Annotated in this window: 29 protein-coding genes; all 29 read left to right on the top strand. The window is 66.8% G+C overall.

The window, feature by feature from the left end; genetic code table 11:
- The first annotated feature begins 160 nt into the window (after positions 1–160).
- The 29 genes from OG242_RS19470 to rpsK all read left to right on the top strand — a co-directional run bounded on the left by OG242_RS19470 (position 161) and on the right by rpsK (position 16,421).
- The gene (locus tag OG242_RS19470) at positions 161–1,375 is read left to right on the top strand and encodes a hypothetical protein (RefSeq protein ID WP_405899384.1); all 1,215 of its coding nucleotides are present in this window, start codon (positions 161–163) and stop codon (positions 1,373–1,375) included.
- A gap of 424 nt (positions 1,376–1,799) precedes the next feature.
- A complete protein-coding gene (rpsJ, locus tag OG242_RS19475; protein ID WP_003948644.1) occupies positions 1,800–2,108 on the top strand; it encodes a 30S ribosomal protein S10 in 309 nt (102 codons plus the stop codon).
- 13 nt (positions 2,109–2,121) lie between these two features.
- The gene (gene rplC, locus OG242_RS19480; protein ID WP_405899385.1) at positions 2,122–2,766 is read left to right on the top strand and encodes a 50S ribosomal protein L3; all 645 of its coding nucleotides are present in this window, start codon (positions 2,122–2,124) and stop codon (positions 2,764–2,766) included.
- Between the two features lie 4 nt (positions 2,767–2,770).
- Positions 2,771–3,421, top strand: coding sequence for a 50S ribosomal protein L4 (rplD, locus tag OG242_RS19485; protein ID WP_405899386.1), 651 nt, complete (start codon positions 2,771–2,773; stop codon positions 3,419–3,421).
- On the top strand, positions 3,421–3,744 hold the full coding sequence (rplW, locus tag OG242_RS19490) for a 50S ribosomal protein L23 (protein ID WP_018101226.1): 324 nt from the start codon (positions 3,421–3,423) through the stop codon (positions 3,742–3,744). The genes rplD and rplW overlap by 1 nt, the downstream gene beginning before the upstream one ends.
- A gap of 38 nt (positions 3,745–3,782) precedes the next feature.
- Positions 3,783–4,619 (top strand): 50S ribosomal protein L2, encoded by an 837-nt coding sequence (gene rplB, locus OG242_RS19495; RefSeq protein WP_405899387.1) that lies wholly within the window; start codon positions 3,783–3,785, stop codon positions 4,617–4,619.
- 12 nt (positions 4,620–4,631) lie between these two features.
- Complete coding sequence (gene rpsS, locus OG242_RS19500; RefSeq protein WP_405899388.1) at positions 4,632–4,913, top strand: 30S ribosomal protein S19; 282 nt, start codon at positions 4,632–4,634, stop codon at positions 4,911–4,913.
- A 40-nt stretch (positions 4,914–4,953) separates the two neighbouring features.
- Entirely contained in the window at positions 4,954–5,301 is a 348-nt protein-coding gene (gene rplV / locus OG242_RS19505) for a 50S ribosomal protein L22 (protein ID WP_004571827.1), read from the top strand.
- On the top strand, positions 5,301–6,137 hold the full coding sequence (rpsC, locus tag OG242_RS19510) for a 30S ribosomal protein S3 (protein ID WP_018519293.1): 837 nt from the start codon (positions 5,301–5,303) through the stop codon (positions 6,135–6,137). The genes rplV and rpsC overlap by 1 nt, the downstream gene beginning before the upstream one ends.
- Positions 6,138–6,142: 5 nt before the next feature.
- On the top strand, positions 6,143–6,562 hold the full coding sequence (gene rplP, locus OG242_RS19515) for a 50S ribosomal protein L16 (protein ID WP_018101222.1): 420 nt from the start codon (positions 6,143–6,145) through the stop codon (positions 6,560–6,562).
- The gene (gene rpmC, locus OG242_RS19520; protein ID WP_014047786.1) at positions 6,562–6,786 is read left to right on the top strand and encodes a 50S ribosomal protein L29; all 225 of its coding nucleotides are present in this window, start codon (positions 6,562–6,564) and stop codon (positions 6,784–6,786) included. The genes rplP and rpmC overlap by 1 nt, the downstream gene beginning before the upstream one ends.
- A complete protein-coding gene (gene rpsQ / locus OG242_RS19525; protein ID WP_405899389.1) occupies positions 6,786–7,073 on the top strand; it encodes a 30S ribosomal protein S17 in 288 nt (95 codons plus the stop codon). Before rpmC ends, rpsQ begins: the two co-directional genes overlap by 1 nt.
- Positions 7,074–7,173: 100 nt before the next feature.
- On the top strand, positions 7,174–7,542 hold the full coding sequence (gene rplN / locus OG242_RS19530) for a 50S ribosomal protein L14 (RefSeq protein ID WP_003966950.1): 369 nt from the start codon (positions 7,174–7,176) through the stop codon (positions 7,540–7,542).
- A 2-nt stretch (positions 7,543–7,544) separates the two neighbouring features.
- Positions 7,545–7,868 (top strand): 50S ribosomal protein L24, encoded by a 324-nt coding sequence (rplX, locus tag OG242_RS19535; protein WP_018550616.1) that lies wholly within the window; start codon positions 7,545–7,547, stop codon positions 7,866–7,868.
- Positions 7,868–8,425 (top strand): 50S ribosomal protein L5, encoded by a 558-nt coding sequence (rplE, locus tag OG242_RS19540; RefSeq protein WP_018101220.1) that lies wholly within the window; start codon positions 7,868–7,870, stop codon positions 8,423–8,425. Before rplX ends, rplE begins: the two co-directional genes overlap by 1 nt.
- A 2-nt stretch (positions 8,426–8,427) precedes the next feature.
- Positions 8,428–8,613, top strand: coding sequence for a type Z 30S ribosomal protein S14 (locus OG242_RS19545; protein WP_003948630.1), 186 nt, complete (start codon positions 8,428–8,430; stop codon positions 8,611–8,613).
- Positions 8,614–8,837: 224 nt separating this feature from the next.
- Positions 8,838–9,236, top strand: a complete 399-nt coding sequence (gene rpsH, locus OG242_RS19550; protein WP_028439249.1) for a 30S ribosomal protein S8 — start codon at positions 8,838–8,840, stop codon at positions 9,234–9,236.
- 21 nt (positions 9,237–9,257) lie between these two features.
- The gene (gene rplF / locus OG242_RS19555; RefSeq protein ID WP_018101218.1) at positions 9,258–9,797 is read left to right on the top strand and encodes a 50S ribosomal protein L6; all 540 of its coding nucleotides are present in this window, start codon (positions 9,258–9,260) and stop codon (positions 9,795–9,797) included.
- 2 nt (positions 9,798–9,799) lie between these two features.
- Positions 9,800–10,183: a 50S ribosomal protein L18 gene (gene rplR / locus OG242_RS19560; protein WP_405899390.1), complete on the top strand. Its 384-nt coding sequence runs from the start codon at positions 9,800–9,802 to the stop codon at positions 10,181–10,183.
- A 46-nt stretch (positions 10,184–10,229) separates the two neighbouring features.
- Positions 10,230–10,835 carry a 30S ribosomal protein S5 gene (gene rpsE / locus OG242_RS19565; RefSeq protein WP_405899391.1) on the top strand — a complete coding sequence of 202 codons (606 nt, stop codon included), beginning with the start codon at positions 10,230–10,232 and terminating at the stop codon, positions 10,833–10,835.
- Entirely contained in the window at positions 10,835–11,017 is a 183-nt protein-coding gene (gene rpmD / locus OG242_RS19570; RefSeq protein ID WP_003966943.1) for a 50S ribosomal protein L30, read from the top strand. Before rpsE ends, rpmD begins: the two co-directional genes overlap by 1 nt.
- Position 11,018: 1 nt before the next feature.
- Complete coding sequence (gene rplO / locus OG242_RS19575; protein ID WP_018519290.1) at positions 11,019–11,474, top strand: 50S ribosomal protein L15; 456 nt, start codon at positions 11,019–11,021, stop codon at positions 11,472–11,474.
- 225 nt (positions 11,475–11,699) lie between these two features.
- Positions 11,700–13,022: a preprotein translocase subunit SecY gene (gene secY, locus OG242_RS19580; protein ID WP_405899392.1), complete on the top strand. Its 1,323-nt coding sequence runs from the start codon at positions 11,700–11,702 to the stop codon at positions 13,020–13,022.
- Positions 13,022–13,681 carry an adenylate kinase gene (locus OG242_RS19585; RefSeq protein WP_405899393.1) on the top strand — a complete coding sequence of 220 codons (660 nt, stop codon included), beginning with the start codon at positions 13,022–13,024 and terminating at the stop codon, positions 13,679–13,681. Before secY ends, OG242_RS19585 begins: the two co-directional genes overlap by 1 nt.
- A 133-nt stretch (positions 13,682–13,814) precedes the next feature.
- Positions 13,815–14,651 (top strand): type I methionyl aminopeptidase, encoded by an 837-nt coding sequence (map, locus tag OG242_RS19590; RefSeq protein WP_164399962.1) that lies wholly within the window; start codon positions 13,815–13,817, stop codon positions 14,649–14,651.
- Positions 14,652–14,941: 290 nt separating this feature from the next.
- Complete coding sequence (gene infA / locus OG242_RS19595) at positions 14,942–15,163, top strand: translation initiation factor IF-1 (protein WP_014047798.1); 222 nt, start codon at positions 14,942–14,944, stop codon at positions 15,161–15,163.
- Positions 15,164–15,222: 59 nt separating this feature from the next.
- Positions 15,223–15,336 carry a 50S ribosomal protein L36 gene (gene rpmJ, locus OG242_RS19600; RefSeq protein ID WP_003956441.1) on the top strand — a complete coding sequence of 38 codons (114 nt, stop codon included), beginning with the start codon at positions 15,223–15,225 and terminating at the stop codon, positions 15,334–15,336.
- A 194-nt stretch (positions 15,337–15,530) separates the two neighbouring features.
- Positions 15,531–15,911 (top strand): 30S ribosomal protein S13, encoded by a 381-nt coding sequence (gene rpsM, locus OG242_RS19605; protein ID WP_018490826.1) that lies wholly within the window; start codon positions 15,531–15,533, stop codon positions 15,909–15,911.
- 105 nt (positions 15,912–16,016) lie between these two features.
- A complete protein-coding gene (gene rpsK / locus OG242_RS19610) occupies positions 16,017–16,421 on the top strand; it encodes a 30S ribosomal protein S11 (protein ID WP_003948617.1) in 405 nt (134 codons plus the stop codon).
- Positions 16,422–16,528 lie beyond the last annotated feature (107 nt).

Raw genomic sequence — 16,528 nt, forward strand, 5'->3', positions numbered from 1 at the left:
CAATGACCGTGCGCGGAGTGAACGGCTCCCGGACTCGGCCGTGCACCGGTTGGATCACGAGTTCGATGCGGATACGGACACAGCGGGAGCGGTGACGACAATGTCCGGTGATCTTGTGCGGCCCCGTGCCGTCCCGTACTCACCGTGAAAGAGCGAACCCGTGAGCACCGTCCCGCCCCCCGAGCACCCCGACGAAAGGCCCGGCGAGGGCCGGGAGCCGTCCTCCATCTCCGACGAACAGTGGGAGGCGTTCCAGCGGGAGGCCGCCGAGCGCGGCGGCGGGAAGGCGCCGGAGGAGCCGTCGGCGCGGGCGCGGATGGTGACGCGCAGGCTGCGTGAGCAGGACGAGGCGGCGGCCGGCCGCAGGCGGTGGTGGCAGCGGCGGAAGCGGACGCCGGAGCCGGCGCTCCCGCCTGGCTGGCGCACCGGGCCCGCCTGGCAGGAGATGAACGGGCGGCGCGGCCGGTTGCGGACCGTGCGCTCGGTGCTCGTGCTGGCGCTGGTCGCGGGGGTGACCCTGGTCGTCATACGGCCGTCGCTGCTGCTGGACCGGCTCCCCGGGCACCACGCCGCGGCCGCCGCGGCCGATGCCTCGCCGCTGCCCGCCGAGACGGTGCGGCCGTCCGTCGCCCCCGTGGGCCAGGCGGGTCTGCCCGACCGCGCGCACCCGTTCCGCGGCTCGCCGGCCGAGCGGTGGGCCTCCGGGGCCGATGCCATCGAGCTGCCGGAGGCGAAGGCGGTGGGCGGGATGAGCAAGGCGGACGTGGCGCTCGCGCTGCGCCTGACGAAGGAGTTCCTGGTCGGCACCAACCTGGACCCGGCCGTCCTGCGCGGCGGGCAGCCCACCGCCGCGATGGCCCTGCTCGACCCGAAGGAGCCGGGCACGCTGCCCGACCTGCGGCGCGCCCTGCGCAACCCGGACGAGAAGCACGACCCGGTGGAGCTGGTGACCCGCTTCGACCCGGCGGACGTGGCTCCGGCCGGTGACGTGGTGAAGGTGCGGGGGCGTATGACGTTCGCCGCGGGGGAGCGGGGCCAGGTGCGGGTGCACGCGGACTACACGTTCGTCTACCCGCTGGTCCGGGCGGACGGGGACGGTGGTGTGACCCGCACGGTCGTCCGCCGGGACCTGACGACCTCCCTGATGGACCCGGCCAGGTGGCAGGCGACCCGCGGCAAGCTCGGCCTGTACCAGTACACCAGCGAGGCCGGCAACAGCGCGTGCGACGTCCATGACGGGTACTATCACCCGGCCTTCGCGGACCGTATGCCGACCGGCGCTGCCCCCAGCGGTCCCGCCAGGGACCCGTACGACCGGCACCGGTCGCTGTACGAGGACAAGAACCGCAGCTGCTGGACCGTCACCCGTACCTGAGGGGTCCGAGGCAGGCACCCCGAAACGTGCCCGCGTTTGAGCATCCACTCGGCCGGGGTAAGATTCCCGGCCCGATTGGCCAGGCTCATGACCCGTATGGCACACTAGCCAGGTTGCTCGGTTGAGTGTCAATGCTGCGCGCCTCCCGCCGGGAGGACCGGAAGCGAGTCCCACAGTACTCGTCGGCCCCATGCGGGCCGGACGTACGGGAATCTTTCGGGAAGCGTAAGTGGGGCACCGGCCAGGCGCCCGGTGGGGTTTCACCCCCGGCAGCGTGGTATTCGGCCCGCACCCCCTTGGTTGGGAAATCCTTCGGGATTTCTACGTAGAGGGGATGCGACACGCCCGACCGCGTGGGTCGGAGGCGGAGTTACCGAACCCCGGGTTCCAGAGCGTTAAACGAGAGACAGGACTACTAGTAGCCATGGCGGGACAGAAGATCCGCATCCGGCTCAAGGCCTACGACCACGAGGTCATCGACTCCTCGGCGAAGAAGATCGTCGAGACGGTGACCCGCACTGGTGCGTCGGTCGCGGGCCCGGTGCCGCTGCCCACTGAGAAGAACGTGTACTGCGTCATCAAGTCGCCGCACAAGTACAAGGACTCGCGCGAGCACTTCGAGATGCGCACGCACAAGCGCCTCATCGACATCCTCGACCCCACGCCGAAGACGGTTGACTCGCTGATGCGTCTCGACCTGCCGGCGGGCGTCGACATCGAGATCAAGCTCTGAGGTGACGCGCGAGATGGCTAAGAACATTAAGGGCGTCCTGGGCGAGAAGCTCGGCATGACCCAGGTCTGGGACGAGAACAACCGGGTTGTCCCGGTCACCGTCGTCAAGGCCGGGCCCTGCGTCGTCACCCAGGTCCGCACCAACGACAGCGACGGCTACGAGTCGGTCCAGATCGCCTTCGGCGAGATCGACCCGCGCAAGGTGAACAAGCCCCTCAAGGGCCACTTCGCCAAGGCCGACGTGACCCCGCGCCGCCACCTGGTGGAGCTCCGTACCCCTGACGCCAGCGAGTACACGCTCGGCCAGGAGATCACCGCCGAGGTGTTCGAGTCCGGCGTCAAGGTCGACGTCACGGGCAAGAGCAAGGGCAAGGGCTTCGCCGGTGTCATGAAGCGTCACAACTTCAAGGGCCTCGGTGCCGGTCACGGCGTCCAGCGCAAGCACCGCTCCCCCGGTTCGATCGGTGGCTGCGCCACCCCTGGGCGTGTCTTCAAGGGCATGCGCATGGCCGGTCGCATGGGTAACGAGCGCGTCACCACCCAGAACCTGACCATCCACGCGGTTGACGCGGAGAAGGGTCTGCTGCTCATCAAGGGCGCGGTCCCCGGTCCGAACGGCGGCCTCGTCCTGGTCCGTACCGCGGCCAAGGGGGCTTGAGGTAATGAGCACCATTGACATCCTTTCGCCGGCAGGCGACAAGGCCGGTACCGTCGAGCTCCCCTCGGAGATCTTCGACGCGAAGACCAGCGTTCCGCTGATCCACCAGGTCGTCGTCGCACAGCTGGCAGCTGCCCGTCAGGGCACGCACAAGACCAAGACCCGTGGCGAGGTCCGCGGTGGTGGGCGCAAGCCGTACCGCCAGAAGGGCACCGGCCGCGCGCGCCAGGGCTCGACCCGCGCGCCGCAGTTCGTCGGCGGTGGCGTCGTCCACGGCCCGCAGCCGCGTGACTACTCGCAGCGCACCCCGAAGAAGATGAAGGCCGCCGCCCTCCGCGGTGCCCTCTCCGACCGGGCGCGTCACTCCCGCATCCACGTCGTCACCGGCGTGGTCGAGGGTGGGATCTCCACCAAGGCCGCCAAGACGCTGTTCGGCAAGATCTCGGAGCGCAAGAACCTGCTCCTGGTCGTCGACCGCGCCGACGAGGCCGCGTGGCTCTCCGCACGCAACCTGCCCCAGGTGCACATCCTGGAGCCGGGCCAGCTGAACACGTACGACGTGATCGTCTCTGACGACGTGGTCTTCACCCAGGCCGCCTTCGAGTCCTTCGTGTCTGGCCCCCAGACCGCTGAGACCGAAGGGAGCGACGCCTGATGAGCGAGGCGACCGTTACCAGCAAGACCTACGACGACCCGCGCGACGTTCTCGTCAAGCCGGTTGTCTCGGAGAAGAGCTACGCGCTGCTCGACGAGAACAAGTACACGTTCATCGTCGCGCCGGGCTCCAACAAGACCCAGATCAAGCAGGCCGTGGAAGCGGTCTTCTCGGTCAAGGTCACCGGGGTCAACACGATCAACCGCCAGGGCAAGCGCAAGCGCACCAAGAGCGGTTTCGGCAAGCGCGCTGACACCAAGCGCGCCATCGTGACCCTCGCTGAGGGCGACCGTATCGACATCTTCGGCGGCCCGACCTCCTAGTGAGGCCGAGTCGTCCGGAATCGGACGAGGACTGAGAAATGGGTATCCGCAAGTACAAGCCGACGACCCCGGGCCGTCGTGGCTCCAGCGTCGCCGACTTTGTCGAGATCACGCGGTCCACGCCGGAGAAGTCGCTGGTCCGCCCGCTGCACAGCAAGGGCGGCCGTAACAACACCGGTCGTGTGACCGTTCGCCACCAGGGTGGTGGCCACAAGCGCGCCTACCGCGTGATCGACTTCCGTCGTCACGACAAGGACGGCGTGCCGGCCAAGGTCGCGCACATCGAGTACGACCCCAACCGCACCGCGCGCATCGCGCTCCTGCACTACGCGGACGGCGAGAAGCGCTACATCATCGCGCCGCGTGGCCTGACGCAGGGCGACCGTGTCGAGAACGGCCCGGCCGCCGACATCAAGCCCGGCAACAACCTGGCGCTGCGCAACATCCCGGTCGGTACGACCATCCACGCCATCGAGCTGCGGCCCGGCGGCGGCGCGAAGTTCGCCCGCTCCGCGGGTGCCTCCGTGCAGCTGCTGGCGAAGGAGGGCACCATGGCCCACCTTCGTATGCCGTCGGGTGAGATCCGCCTGGTCGACGCCCGCTGCCGCGCCACCATCGGCGAGGTCGGCAACGCCGAGCAGTCGAACATCAACTGGGGCAAGGCCGGCCGCATGCGGTGGAAGGGCGTCCGCCCGACCGTCCGTGGTGTCGTGATGAACCCGGTCGACCACCCGCACGGTGGTGGTGAGGGCAAGACCTCCGGTGGTCGTCACCCGGTCTCGCCGTGGGGTAAGAAGGAAGGTCGTACTCGTTCGCCCAAGAAGGCGTCGAACAAGTACATCGTCCGCCGCCGCAAGACGAACAAGAAGCGCTAGGAGCGGGTTTAGATGCCGCGCAGTCTCAAGAAGGGGCCCTTCGTCGACGGCCACCTCGCCAAGAAGGTGGACGTACAGAACGACGCAGGCACCAAGAACGTCATCAAGACCTGGTCCCGTCGCTCGATGATCGTCCCGGCCATGCTGGGTCACACCATCGCGGTGCACAACGGCAAGATCCACGTCCCGGTGTTCGTCACCGAGTCGATGGTCGGCCACAAGCTCGGCGAGTTCTCGCCGACTCGCACCTTCCGCGGCCACGTCAAGGACGACCGGAAGTCGAAGCGCCGCTAAGGCGGGGTGACTGACTATGACTTACACCGAAGGGACAACCATGGAAGCCAGGGCCCAGGCGCGGTACATCCGCGTCACGCCCATGAAGGCCCGCCGCGTGGTGGACCTCATCCGTGGCATGGATGCCACGGAGGCTCAGGCGGTCCTGCGTTTCGCCCCGCAGGCCGCGAGCGTGCCGGTCGGCAAGGTGCTGGACAGCGCCATTGCCAACGCCGCACACAACTACGACCACACCGACGCCTCTTCGCTGGTCATCAGCGAGGCGTACGTGGACGAGGGTCCGACCCTGAAGCGGTTCCGTCCGCGTGCCCAGGGCCGTGCCTACCGGATCCGTAAGCGGACCAGCCACATCACCGTGGTCGTCAGCAGCAAGGAAGGAACCCGGTAATGGGCCAGAAGGTAAACCCGCACGGGTTCCGGCTCGGCATCACCACGGACTTCAAGTCCCGCTGGTACGCCGACAAGCTGTACAAGGACTACGTCAAGGAAGACGTCGCCATTCGTCGCATGATGACGAAGGGCATGGAGCGCGCCGGCATCTCGAAGGTTGAGATCGAGCGCACCCGCGACCGCGTCCGCGTCGACATCCACACCGCTCGCCCGGGCATCGTCATCGGCCGCCGCGGCGCCGAGGCCGACCGCATCCGCGGCGAGCTGGAGAAGCTGACCGGCAAGCAGGTCCAGCTGAACATCCTCGAGGTCAAGAACCCCGAGGTGGATGCTCAGCTGGTGGCCCAGGCCGTCGCCGAGCAGCTCTCCTCCCGCGTCTCCTTCCGTCGTGCCATGCGCAAGAGCATGCAGAGCACGATGAAGGCCGGCGCCAAGGGCATCAAGGTCCAGTGCGGCGGTCGCCTCGGCGGCGCCGAGATGTCCCGCTCGGAGTTCTACCGCGAGGGCCGTGTGCCCCTGCACACCCTCCGCGCGAACGTCGACTACGGCTTCTTCGAGGCCAAGACGACCTTCGGCCGCATCGGCGTGAAGGTCTGGATCTACAAGGGCGACGTCAAGAACATCGCCGAGGTCCGCGCCGAGAACGCTGCTGCCCGTGCGGGCAACCGCCCGGCCCGTGGCGGCGCTGACCGCCCGGCCGGCCGCGGTGGCCGCGGTGGCGAGCGTGGCGGCCGCGGCCGCAAGCCGCAGCAGTCGGCTCCGGCCGCCGAGGCCCCCAAGGCCGAGGCGCCCGCCGCTGCTCCGGCTGCTGAGAGCACCGGAACGGAGGCCTGACCGAAATGCTGATCCCCCGTAGGGTCAAGCACCGCAAGCAGCACCACCCGAAGCGCAGCGGCATGTCCAAGGGTGGCACGCAGGTTGCGTTCGGCGAGTACGGCATCCAGGCGCTGACCCCGGCGTACGTGACGAACCGTCAGATCGAGTCCGCTCGTATCGCGATGACCCGTCACATCAAGCGTGGCGGCAAGGTCTGGATCAACATCTACCCGGACCGTCCCCTCACCAAGAAGCCTGCCGAGACCCGCATGGGTTCCGGTAAGGGTTCGCCGGAGTGGTGGATCGCCAACGTCAAGCCCGGACGCGTCATGTTCGAGCTGTCGTACCCCAACGAGAAGATCGCCCGTGAGGCGCTGACTCGTGCGGCCCACAAGCTGCCGATGAAGTGCCGGATCGTCAAGCGCGAGGCAGGTGAAGCGTGATGTCGGCCGGTACCAAGGCGTCCGAGCTGCGCGAGCTGGGCAACGAGGAGCTTCTCAACAAGCTCCGCGAGGCCAAGGAAGAGCTGTTCAATCTCCGCTTCCAGGCGGCGACGGGCCAGCTCGAGAACCACGGTCGGCTCAAGTCCGTCCGTAAGGACATCGCCCGGATCTACACCCTGATGCGCGAGCGCGAGCTCGGTATCGAGACGGTGGAGAGCGTCTGATGAGCGAGAACACTGTGACTGAGAGCAAGACCGCCGAGCGCGGCTTCCGCAAGACCCGCGAGGGTCTCGTCGTCGGCGACAAGATGGACAAGACCGTCGTCGTCGCCGTCGAGGACCGCGTGAAGCACGCGCTGTACGGCAAGGTCATCCGCCGTACGAACAAGCTCAAGGCCCACGACGAGCAGAACGCCGCCGGCGTCGGCGACCGCGTCCTCCTGATGGAGACCCGGCCGCTGTCCGCCACGAAGCGGTGGCGCGTCGTCGAGATCCTCGAGAAGGCCAAGTAATTCCTGAGGGGACTTCCCCTCAGGTCAGTTCCGCCAGGCTCGGCAGGGGCTCCCGCAACGGAGCCCCTGCCGGGAACCGGCAGACGATCAGGAGATAGACGTGATCCAGCAGGAGTCGCGACTGCGTGTCGCCGACAACACGGGTGCGAAGGAAATTCTCACCATCCGTGTTCTCGGTGGCTCGGGTCGCCGCTACGCGGGCATCGGTGACGTCATCGTCGCCACCGTCAAGGACGCGATCCCCGGTGGCAACGTGAAGAAGGGTGACGTCGTCAAGGCGGTCATCGTTCGCACCGTCAAGGAGCGTCGTCGCCAGGATGGCTCGTACATCCGCTTCGACGAGAACGCCGCCGTCATTCTGAAGAACGACGGCGACCCCCGCGGCACCCGTATCTTCGGCCCGGTGGGCCGTGAGCTGCGCGAGAAGAAGTTCATGAAGATCATCTCGCTCGCGCCGGAGGTGCTGTAAGCATGAAGATCAAGAAGGGCGACCTGGTTCAGGTCATCACCGGTAAGGACAAGGGCAAGCAGGGCAAGGTCATCGTGGCCTACCCCGCTCAGGACCGCGTCCTCGTCGAGGGTGTCAACCGGGTCAAGAAGCACACCAAGGCCGGCCAGACCGCTCGCGGTTCGCAGACCGGTGGCATTGTGACGACCGAGGCCCCGGTCCACGTCAGCAACGTGCAGCTGGTTGTTGAGAAGGACGGCAACAAGGTCGTTACTCGCGTCGGCTACCGCTTTGACGACGAGGGCAACAAGATCCGTGTTGCCAAGCGCACCGGTGAGGACATCTGATGACTACCACCACCGCGCCGCGTCTCAAGACGCGCTACCGCGAGGAAATCGCCGGCAAGCTGCGTGAGGAGTTCTCCTACGAGAACGTCATGCAGATCCCCGGTCTGGTCAAGATCGTGGTCAACATGGGTGTGGGCGACGCCGCCCGCGACTCCAAGCTGATCGACGGTGCCGTCAAGGACCTCACCACGATCACCGGTCAGAAGCCGGCCGTCACCAAGGCCCGCAAGTCGATCGCGCAGTTCAAGCTGCGCGAGGGGCAGCCGATCGGCTGCCACGTCACCCTCCGCGGTGACCGCATGTGGGAGTTCCTGGACCGTACGCTGTCGCTCGCGCTGCCGCGTATCCGTGACTTCCGCGGCCTGTCGCCCAAGCAGTTCGACGGCCGTGGCAACTACACCTTCGGTCTCACGGAGCAGGTCATGTTCCACGAGATCGACCAGGACAAGATCGACCGGGTCCGGGGCATGGACATCACCGTGGTCACCACGGCGACCAATGACGACGAGGGTCGTGCCCTCCTTCGTCACCTCGGCTTCCCGTTCAAGGAGAACTGACCGTGGCGAAGAAGGCTCTGATCGCTAAGGCCGCCCGCAAGCCGAAGTTCGGCGTCCGGGGTTACACCCGGTGCCAGCGCTGCGGCCGGCCCCACTCCGTCTACCGCAAGTTCGGCCTGTGCCGCGTGTGCCTTCGTGAGATGGCTCACCGTGGCGAGCTGCCGGGCGTGACCAAGAGCTCCTGGTAATTCTCCTTCGCCCTTTGGGCGTTGGGAATTACCGGAGACTCTCGGTAAGCATCTGGTCGGCAGGAGTCCGGCCCCGCATGCCGTAGGCTTGCAGGGTTGGGCGCCTGCCGCCCATGACCGACTTACTACGCCGTAGGTCCCCGCACCGCACCCGTCCCGCCTCTGAGCGGGGAGAGGGATGGCGCATACAGGAAACCCCGGCGAGAGAGGCCGAAGGCCAACTCATGACCATGACTGATCCCATCGCAGACATGCTCACGCGTCTGCGCAACGCGAACTCGGCGTATCACGACGACGTCGCGATGCCGCACAGCAAGATCAAGTCGCACATCGCGGAGATCCTCCAGCAGGAGGGCTTCATCACCGGCTGGAAGGTCGAGGACGCCGAGGTCGGCAAGAACCTCGTCCTCGAGCTGAAGTTCGGCCCGAACCGCGAGCGCTCGATCGCCGGCATCAAGCGAATCTCGAAGCCGGGTCTGCGTGTCTACGCAAAGTCCACCAACCTGCCGAAGGTCCTCGGCGGCCTGGGCGTGGCGATCATCTCCACGTCCCACGGTCTCCTGACCGGCCAGCAGGCCAGCAAGAAGGGCGTAGGTGGGGAAGTCCTCGCCTACGTCTGGTAGTCGGGAACGGAGGAATAGCTCATGTCGCGAATCGGCAAGCTCCCCATCCAGGTTCCCGCCGGTGTGGACGTCACCATCGATGGCCGTACGGTCAACGTGAAGGGCCCCAAGGGCACCCTCACGCACACCGTTGCGTCGCCGATCGAGGTCACCAAGGGTGAGGACGGCGTCCTGAACGTCGTCCGCCCGAACGACGAGCGTCAGAACAAGGCCCTTCACGGCCTGTCCCGCACGCTGGTGGCGAACATGATCACCGGTGTGACCCAGGGGTACATCAAGGCGCTCGAGATCAGTGGTGTCGGTTACCGCGTCCAGGCGAAGGGCTCCAACCTGGAGTTCGCCCTGGGCTACAGCCACCCGATCCTGATCGAGGCCCCGGAGGGCATCACCTTCAAGGTGGAGACCCCCACGAAGTTCACCGTCGAGGGCATCGACAAGCAGAAGGTCGGCGAGACCGCGGCCAAGATCCGCAAGCTGCGGAAGCCTGACCCGTACAAGGCCAAGGGCGTCAAGTACGCCGGCGAGGTCATCCGCCGCAAGGTCGGAAAGGCTGGTAAGTAGCCATGGCATACGGCGTGAAGATCGCCAAGGGCGACGCGTACAAGCGCGCGGCTCGCAAGCGGCGCCACATCCGCGTCCGCAAGCACATCTCCGGTTCGCCGGAGCGTCCGCGCCTGGTCGTGACCCGCTCCAACCGCCACATGGTCGCCCAGATCATCGACGACATCGCGGGCCACACGCTCGCGTCGGCGTCGACCCTGGACGTCTCCATCCGTGGTGGCGAGGGTGACAAGAGCAACCAGGCCAAGCAGGTCGGCGCCCTGGTCGCCGAGCGTGCCAAGGCCGCAGGCGTCGAGGCCGTCGTGTTTGACCGCGGTGGTAACCAGTACGCCGGGCGGATTGCCGCTCTGGCTGACGCCGCCCGTGAAGCCGGGCTGAAGTTCTAGCCCCGGTTCCTACGCACAGCGGACGTAACAGAGAGAGGTAAATCCAATGGCTGGACCCCAGCGCCGCGGAAGCGGTGCCGGTGGCGGCGAGCGGCGGGACCGGAAGGGCCGTGACGGCGGCAATGCCGCCGCCGAGAAGACCGCGTACGTCGAGCGCGTCGTCGCGATCAACCGAGTCGCCAAGGTCGTGAAGGGTGGTCGTCGCTTCAGCTTCACCGCGCTGGTCGTGGTGGGCGATGGTGACGGCACCGTCGGTGTCGGTTACGGCAAGGCCAAGGAAGTTCCCGCGGCCATCGCCAAGGGCGTGGAAGAGGCCAAGAAGAGCTTCTTCAAGGTCCCGCGTATCCAGGGCACCATCCCTCACCCGATCCAGGGTGAGAAGGCTGCGGGCGTCGTCCTGCTCAAGCCGGCGTCCCCCGGTACCGGTGTTATCGCCGGTGGCCCGGTGCGCGCCGTTCTCGAGTGCGCCGGCGTCCACGACATCCTGTCGAAGTCGCTCGGGTCCTCGAACCCGATCAACATCGTGCACGCGACCGTGGCGGCCCTCCAGGGCCTGCAGCGTCCCGAGGAGATCGCGGCCCGCCGCGGTCTGCCCCTCGAGGACGTCGCCCCCGCGGCCCTGCTTCGTGCGCGTGCGGGAGCGGGTGCGTAATGGCTCGCCTCAAGATCACGCAGACGAAGTCGTACATCGGCAGCAAGCAGAACCACCGCGACACCCTGCGTTCGCTCGGGCTCAAGCGCCTGAACGACTCGGTTGTCAAGGAGGACCGCCCCGAGTTCCGCGGCATGGTGCACACCGTCCGCCACCTCGTGACGGTTGAGGAGGTCGACTGACATGGCGGAGAACAAGCCGCTGAAGGCGCATGACCTCCGGCCTGCCCCGGGCGCCAAGACCGCCAAGACCCGTGTGGGTCGTGGTGAGGCGTCCAAGGGTAAGACCGCTGGTCGTGGCACCAAGGGCACCAAGGCCCGCTACCAGGTTCCGGAGCGCTTCGAGGGCGGGCAGATGCCCCTCCACATGCGTCTCCCGAAGCTCAAGGGCTTCAAGAACCCGTTCCGCACGGAGTACCAGGTCGTGAACCTGGACAAGCTCGCGACGCTCTACCCCGAGGGTGGAGAGGTCACGGTGGCCGACCTGGTCGCCAAGGGTGCCGTGCGCAACAACCACCTCGTCAAGGTCCTCGGACAGGGCGAGATCTCCGTGGCGCTGCAGGTTTCGGTTGACGCCGTCTCCGGCTCCGCCAAGGAGAAGATCACCGCCGCCGGCGGTACCGTCACCGAGCTCGTCTGAGACAACTCGGACACTTCGGTGACCTGAACATCCGACCGGGGATGCCCTCTCATATGGGGCATCCCCGGTTGGTCGTTCCTAGGGGGGCATGTACGCCGGTAAGGTGGCGTCCGTTGCTGTGGTATCCCCTGGGCGCACGCGTCCCGGGGCCCTTTGACTGTTACGTATCCGTCGATCCTCAAGACCGTCACCTCTACGCTCTGCGCGGGGGTCGCAGGAGGCACCGTGCTCACCGGCTTCGCCCGGGCGTTCAAGACGCCCGACCTGCGCAAGAAGCTGCTCTTCACTCTCGGCATCATCGTGCTCTACCGGCTCGGGGCCCACATCCCGGTACCGGGCGTGAGCTACGAGAACGTCCAGACCTGTGTTGATCAGGCAAGCAAGGGCAACAACAGCCTCTTCGGCCTGGTGAACATGTTCAGCGGTGGTGCGCTGCTGCAGATCACGATCTTCGCGCTCGGCATCATGCCGTACATCACGGCCAGCATCATTCTCCAGCTGCTGACCGTGGTCATCCCCCGACTCGAGGCGCTCAAGAAGGAGGGGTCGTCCGGGCAGGCCAAGATCACGCAGTACACGCGTTATCTGACGGTCGCGCTCGCGATCCTCCAGGGCACCGGCCTGGTGGCCACCGCCCGCAGCGGTGCGCTGTTCAGCGGCTGCCCGGTCGCCGACCAGATCGTCCCGAACCAGTCGATGTTCACCACCATCGTCATGGTCGTCACGATGACCGCCGGCACCGCCGCCGTCATGTGGCTCGGTGAGCTCATCACCGACCGCGGCATCGGCAACGGCATGTCGATCCTGATGTTCATCTCGATCGCCGCCAGCTTCCCCGGCGCCCTGTGGGCCATCAAGACCAGCGGCAAGCTCGCGGACGGCTGGATCGAGTTCTTCACCGTGATCCTGGTCGGCTTCGTGATGGTGGGCCTCGTCGTCTTCGTCGAGCAGGCCCAGCGCCGTATCCCGGTGCAGTACGCGAAGCGCATGATCGGACGCCGTTCGTACGGTGGCACGTCCACCTACATCCCGCTGAAGGTGAACCAGGCGGGTGTGATCCCCGTCATCTTCGCTTCTTCGCTGCTCTACATCCCGGCCCTGATCGTCCAGTTCTCCAACTCGAAGTCCGGCTGGGCGCTCTGGGTCCAGGACCACTTCGTCAAGGGCACCCACCCGTACTACCTCACCGCCTACTTCCTCCTGATCGTCTTCTTCGCCTTCTTCTATGTGGCGATTTCGTTCAACCCCGAGGAAGTGGCCGACAACATGAAGAAGTATGGTGGCTTCATCCCGGGTATCCGGGCTGGTCGGCCTACTGCCGAGTACCTGAGCTACGTGCTCAACAGGATCACTTGGCCGGGCTCGCTGTACCTGGGTCTGATCGCTCTGGTGCCGACGATGGCGTTGGCAGGTTTCGGTGGCGGTGTTAACCAGAACTTCCCGTTCGGCGGGACGAGCATCCTCATCATCGTGGGTGTGGGTCTGGAGACCGTGAAGCAGATCGAGAGTCAGCTCCAGCAGCGCAATTACGAAGGGTTCCTCCGCTGATGCGAATCGTCCTCGTCGGCCCGCCGGGTGCCGGCAAGGGAACGCAGGCTGCGTACCTTGCCAAGAACCTGTCGATTCCGCACATCTCCACGGGCGACCTCTTCCGCGCCAACATCAGCCAGGGCACTGACCTTGGCAAGCAGGCCCGCGCCTTCATGGACGCGGGGCAGCTGGTGCCGGACGAGGTGACGATCGGAATGGCCAAGGACCGCATGTCCCAGCCGGACGCGGTCAACGGCTTCCTGCTCGACGGCTTCCCGCGCAACGTGGGTCAGGCCGAGGCCCTGGACGTGATGCTCAGTGACGAGGGCGTGAAGCTGGACGCCGTGCTCGACCTGGAGGTCCCCGAGGACGAGGTCGTGAAGCGGATCGCGGGTCGCCGCATCTGCCGCAACGACAGCGCGCACGTCTTCCACGCCACGTACAACCCGCCGAAGACCGAGGGTGTCTGCGACACCTGCGGCGGCGAGCTGTACCAGCGCGAGGACGACAGCGAGGAGACGGTGCGTACCCGGCTGGAGGTCTACCACACGCAGACCGAGCCGATCATCGACTACTACCGGGCACAGGACCTGGTGGTCACCATCTCCGCGCTCGGCAAGGTCACCGACGTGACCGACCGGGCCATGGAGGCGCTGAAGAAGCCCACGGAGGGCTGAGCGTCCCCACCCCTGTAGTACGCGCAGTACAAGCCGGCCGCGGCGTCCTCGGACGCCGCGGCCGACTGCTTGTGGCCGCGTATCGTGGAACACCCCGCCCCCGTCACCGTCCCTACCGGAAAGGCGCCGCAGCATGGTGCAGATCAAGACCCCCGAGCAGATCGCGAAGATGCGCGAGGCGGGGCTGGTGGTCGCTGCCATCCACGCGGCCACCCGTGAGGCGGCGGTGCCCGGCGCCACCACGCGCGACCTGGACCAGGTCGCCCGCAAGGTGATCGCGGACCACGGGGCGAAGTCGAACTTCCTCGGGTACGGCGGCTTCCCCGCGACCATCTGCACCTCGGTCAACGAGGTCGTCGTCCACGGCATCCCGGACGACAAAACGGTCCTCAAGGACGGCGACATCATCTCCATCGACGCCGGCGCGATCGTCGACGGCTGGCACGGCGACGCCGCGTACACCGCCTTCGTCGGTACGGGGCACGCTCCGGAGCTGATCGAGCTGTCCCGGGTGACCGAGGAGTCGATGTGGGCCGGCATCGCCGCGATGAAGGTCAACAACCGCCTCGTCGACATCTCCAAGGCCATCGAGTCCTACATCCGCCGCCAGCCCCGCCCCGCCACCGGCAAGTACGGGATCATCGAGGACTACGGCGGGCACGGCATCGGCACCGAGATGCACATGGACCCGCACCTGCTGAACTACGTCTCCCGCAAGCGCGGCAAGGGCGTCAAGCTGGTCCCGGGCCTCTGCCTGGCCATCGAGCCGATGGTCTCGCTGGGCACTCCGCACACCGAGGTGCTGGAGGACGAGTGGACCGTCATCACCACCGACGGCACCTGGTCCTCGCACTGGGAGCACTCCATCGCCCTCACGGAGCAGGGCCCGCTGGTCCTCACCGCTCCGGACTGCGGCCGCGAGAAGCTGGCGCAGTACGGGGTGGAGGCGGCGCCCGACCCGTTGGGGTGATGCTCGACCACCGGACGGAGTCCGGTGCAGCAGGCCGAAGCCTGTGAGGCGCCCCGGCGCCGAGCCCGCGAGGGCTGCGTGGAGGTGGGGCCGGGGTCGAGGCGGCGCCCGATCCCCTGGGATGATTGACGGCCTCCCCGAGGTCTAAGGATCTCCCGGGATGGGCAAACTTGACGGATTCGCCTTTGGGAGTCCGCTGACGTAGACTGACTCGTCGGCTCTCGTGCATCCGTGTGTCCGCACGCGGCGGAGCGAGAGACGATCAAGGTAGCCGATTCGAAAGGCGAAGCGTGGCCAAGAAGCAAGGTGCCATCGAAATTGAGGGCACCGTGATCGAGTCCCTCCCGAACGCGATGTTCAGGGTGGAGCTCCAGAACGGTCACAAGGTCCTCGCGCACATCTCCGGCAAGATGCGGATGCACTACATCCGAATCCTCCCGGACGACCGGGTCGTCGTGGAGCTGTCTCCGTACGACCTGACGCGTGGCCGGATCGTCTACCGCTACAAGTAGATCTTGCCGCCGCCCGCCTCGGCGTGGCGTTGGCACTGACCCGGAGAACCTGACATCCCATGAAGGTCAAGCCGAGCGTCAAGAAGATCTGCGACAAGTGCAAGGTGATCCGCCGTCACGGCCGGGTCATGGTCATCTGCGACAACCTGCGCCACAAGCAGCGCCAGGGCTGACGCACGACCCCCTGCATCTCGCAGTTCTTCGCGCGACGCACGTAACACGTACATACGCAGAGCCCGTCCAAGCCACGGCTGACGACACCTCCGGCGGGGGCCGGGGACCCGGACGTACCACCCCTCCCAGCGAGGGGTCGGCGGCCGGGAGTGGTTCTGCGGAAGACCCCCGACTTAACAACTGGAGCCATTGAATGGCACGCGTTTCAGGTGTTGACATCCCGCGCGAAAAGCGCGTGGAGGTTGCCCTCACCTACGTCTTCGGTATCGGGCGCACCCGGTCCAAGGAGATCCTCGCCACCACCGGCGTGAACCCGAACACCCGCGTTCGCGACCTGGCCGAAGAGGACCTGGTCAAGATCCGCGAGTACGTGGACGCCAACCTCCGCACCGAGGGTGACCTCCGCCGCGAGATCCAGGCCGACATCCGCCGCAAGGTCGAGATCGGCTGCTACCAGGGCATCCGCCACCGTCGTGGTCTGCCGGTCCACGGCCAGCGCACCAGCACCAACGCCCGTACCCGTAAGGGTCCGCGTCGCGCGATCGCCGGCAAGAAGAAGCCGGGCAAGAAGTAGTCCTCAGCGGACGCACTGCGGGTGTCCGGGCCACCGGACGTTCGCGGAAACCAGCGGTCTTCGCTGTAGGACCGATCACCTCCCCTCTCCATCTGGAGTCAAGACATGCCCCCCAAGGGTCGTCAGGGCGCAGCCAAGAAGGTGCGTCGCAAGGAAAAGAAGAACGTCGCTCACGGCCACGCGCACATCAAGAGCACGTTCAACAACACGATCGTGTCGATCACGGACCCCACGGGCAACGTGATCTCCTGGGCCTCCGCCGGCCACGTCGGCTTCAAGGGCTCGCGCAAGTCCACCCCCTTCGCCGCGCAGATGGCCGCCGAGTCGGCCGCCCGCCGCGCGCAGGAGCACGGCATGCGCAAGGTCGACGTCTTCGTGAAGGGTCCGGGCTCCGGCCGCGAGACTGCGATCCGCTCCCTCCAGGCCACGGGCCTCGAGGTCGGTTCGATCCAGGACGTCACCCCGACGCCGCACAACGGCTGCCGTCCGCCGAAGCGTCGCCGCGTCTGAGCCGTCACGGCCGGTGACGGCCGTGCGCCAGTAGCGCCGGGTCCGGGCGGTACACCTCTTCCGAGGCGTACCGCCCGTACCCTTGTTACATCTGTCGGGCATCAAAT

The sequence above is a fragment of the Streptomyces sp. NBC_00727 genome, from assembly GCF_045161745.1.
Taxonomy (GTDB): Bacteria; Actinomycetota; Actinomycetes; order Streptomycetales; family Streptomycetaceae; genus Streptomyces.

What these genes read in the sequence shown, in the direction of transcription:
- rpmC (WP_014047786.1), top strand. Translation starts at nt 6,562, where the DNA reads ATGTCGGCCGGTACCAAGGCGTCCGAGCTGCGCGAGCTGGGCAACGAG.
- rpsS (WP_405899388.1), top strand. Translation starts at nt 4,632, where the DNA reads ATGCCGCGCAGTCTCAAGAAGGGGCCCTTCGTCGACGGCCACCTCGCC.
- rpsK (WP_003948617.1), top strand. Translation starts at nt 16,017, where the DNA reads ATGCCCCCCAAGGGTCGTCAGGGCGCAGCCAAGAAGGTGCGTCGCAAG.
- rplD (WP_405899386.1), top strand. Translation starts at nt 2,771, where the DNA reads ATGAGCACCATTGACATCCTTTCGCCGGCAGGCGACAAGGCCGGTACC.
- map (WP_164399962.1), top strand. Translation starts at nt 13,815, where the DNA reads ATGGTGCAGATCAAGACCCCCGAGCAGATCGCGAAGATGCGCGAGGCG.
- rpsH (WP_028439249.1), top strand. Translation starts at nt 8,838, where the DNA reads ATGACCATGACTGATCCCATCGCAGACATGCTCACGCGTCTGCGCAAC.
- rplV (WP_004571827.1), top strand. Translation starts at nt 4,954, where the DNA reads ATGGAAGCCAGGGCCCAGGCGCGGTACATCCGCGTCACGCCCATGAAG.
- rplR (WP_405899390.1), top strand. Translation starts at nt 9,800, where the DNA reads ATGGCATACGGCGTGAAGATCGCCAAGGGCGACGCGTACAAGCGCGCG.
- rpmJ (WP_003956441.1), top strand. Translation starts at nt 15,223, where the DNA reads ATGAAGGTCAAGCCGAGCGTCAAGAAGATCTGCGACAAGTGCAAGGTG.
- rplB (WP_405899387.1), top strand. Translation starts at nt 3,783, where the DNA reads ATGGGTATCCGCAAGTACAAGCCGACGACCCCGGGCCGTCGTGGCTCC.
- rplX (WP_018550616.1), top strand. Translation starts at nt 7,545, where the DNA reads ATGAAGATCAAGAAGGGCGACCTGGTTCAGGTCATCACCGGTAAGGAC.
- OG242_RS19585 (WP_405899393.1), top strand. Translation starts at nt 13,022, where the DNA reads ATGCGAATCGTCCTCGTCGGCCCGCCGGGTGCCGGCAAGGGAACGCAG.
- rplE (WP_018101220.1), top strand. Translation starts at nt 7,868, where the DNA reads ATGACTACCACCACCGCGCCGCGTCTCAAGACGCGCTACCGCGAGGAA.
- rpsE (WP_405899391.1), top strand. Translation starts at nt 10,230, where the DNA reads ATGGCTGGACCCCAGCGCCGCGGAAGCGGTGCCGGTGGCGGCGAGCGG.
- rplP (WP_018101222.1), top strand. Translation starts at nt 6,143, where the DNA reads ATGCTGATCCCCCGTAGGGTCAAGCACCGCAAGCAGCACCACCCGAAG.
- rpsC (WP_018519293.1), top strand. Translation starts at nt 5,301, where the DNA reads ATGGGCCAGAAGGTAAACCCGCACGGGTTCCGGCTCGGCATCACCACG.
- rpsQ (WP_405899389.1), top strand. Translation starts at nt 6,786, where the DNA reads ATGAGCGAGAACACTGTGACTGAGAGCAAGACCGCCGAGCGCGGCTTC.
- rpmD (WP_003966943.1), top strand. Translation starts at nt 10,835, where the DNA reads ATGGCTCGCCTCAAGATCACGCAGACGAAGTCGTACATCGGCAGCAAG.
- rplC (WP_405899385.1), top strand. Translation starts at nt 2,122, where the DNA reads ATGGCTAAGAACATTAAGGGCGTCCTGGGCGAGAAGCTCGGCATGACC.
- rpsJ (WP_003948644.1), top strand. Translation starts at nt 1,800, where the DNA reads ATGGCGGGACAGAAGATCCGCATCCGGCTCAAGGCCTACGACCACGAG.
- rpsM (WP_018490826.1), top strand. Translation starts at nt 15,531, where the DNA reads ATGGCACGCGTTTCAGGTGTTGACATCCCGCGCGAAAAGCGCGTGGAG.
- rplW (WP_018101226.1), top strand. Translation starts at nt 3,421, where the DNA reads ATGAGCGAGGCGACCGTTACCAGCAAGACCTACGACGACCCGCGCGAC.
- rplF (WP_018101218.1), top strand. Translation starts at nt 9,258, where the DNA reads ATGTCGCGAATCGGCAAGCTCCCCATCCAGGTTCCCGCCGGTGTGGAC.
- rplO (WP_018519290.1), top strand. Translation starts at nt 11,019, where the DNA reads ATGGCGGAGAACAAGCCGCTGAAGGCGCATGACCTCCGGCCTGCCCCG.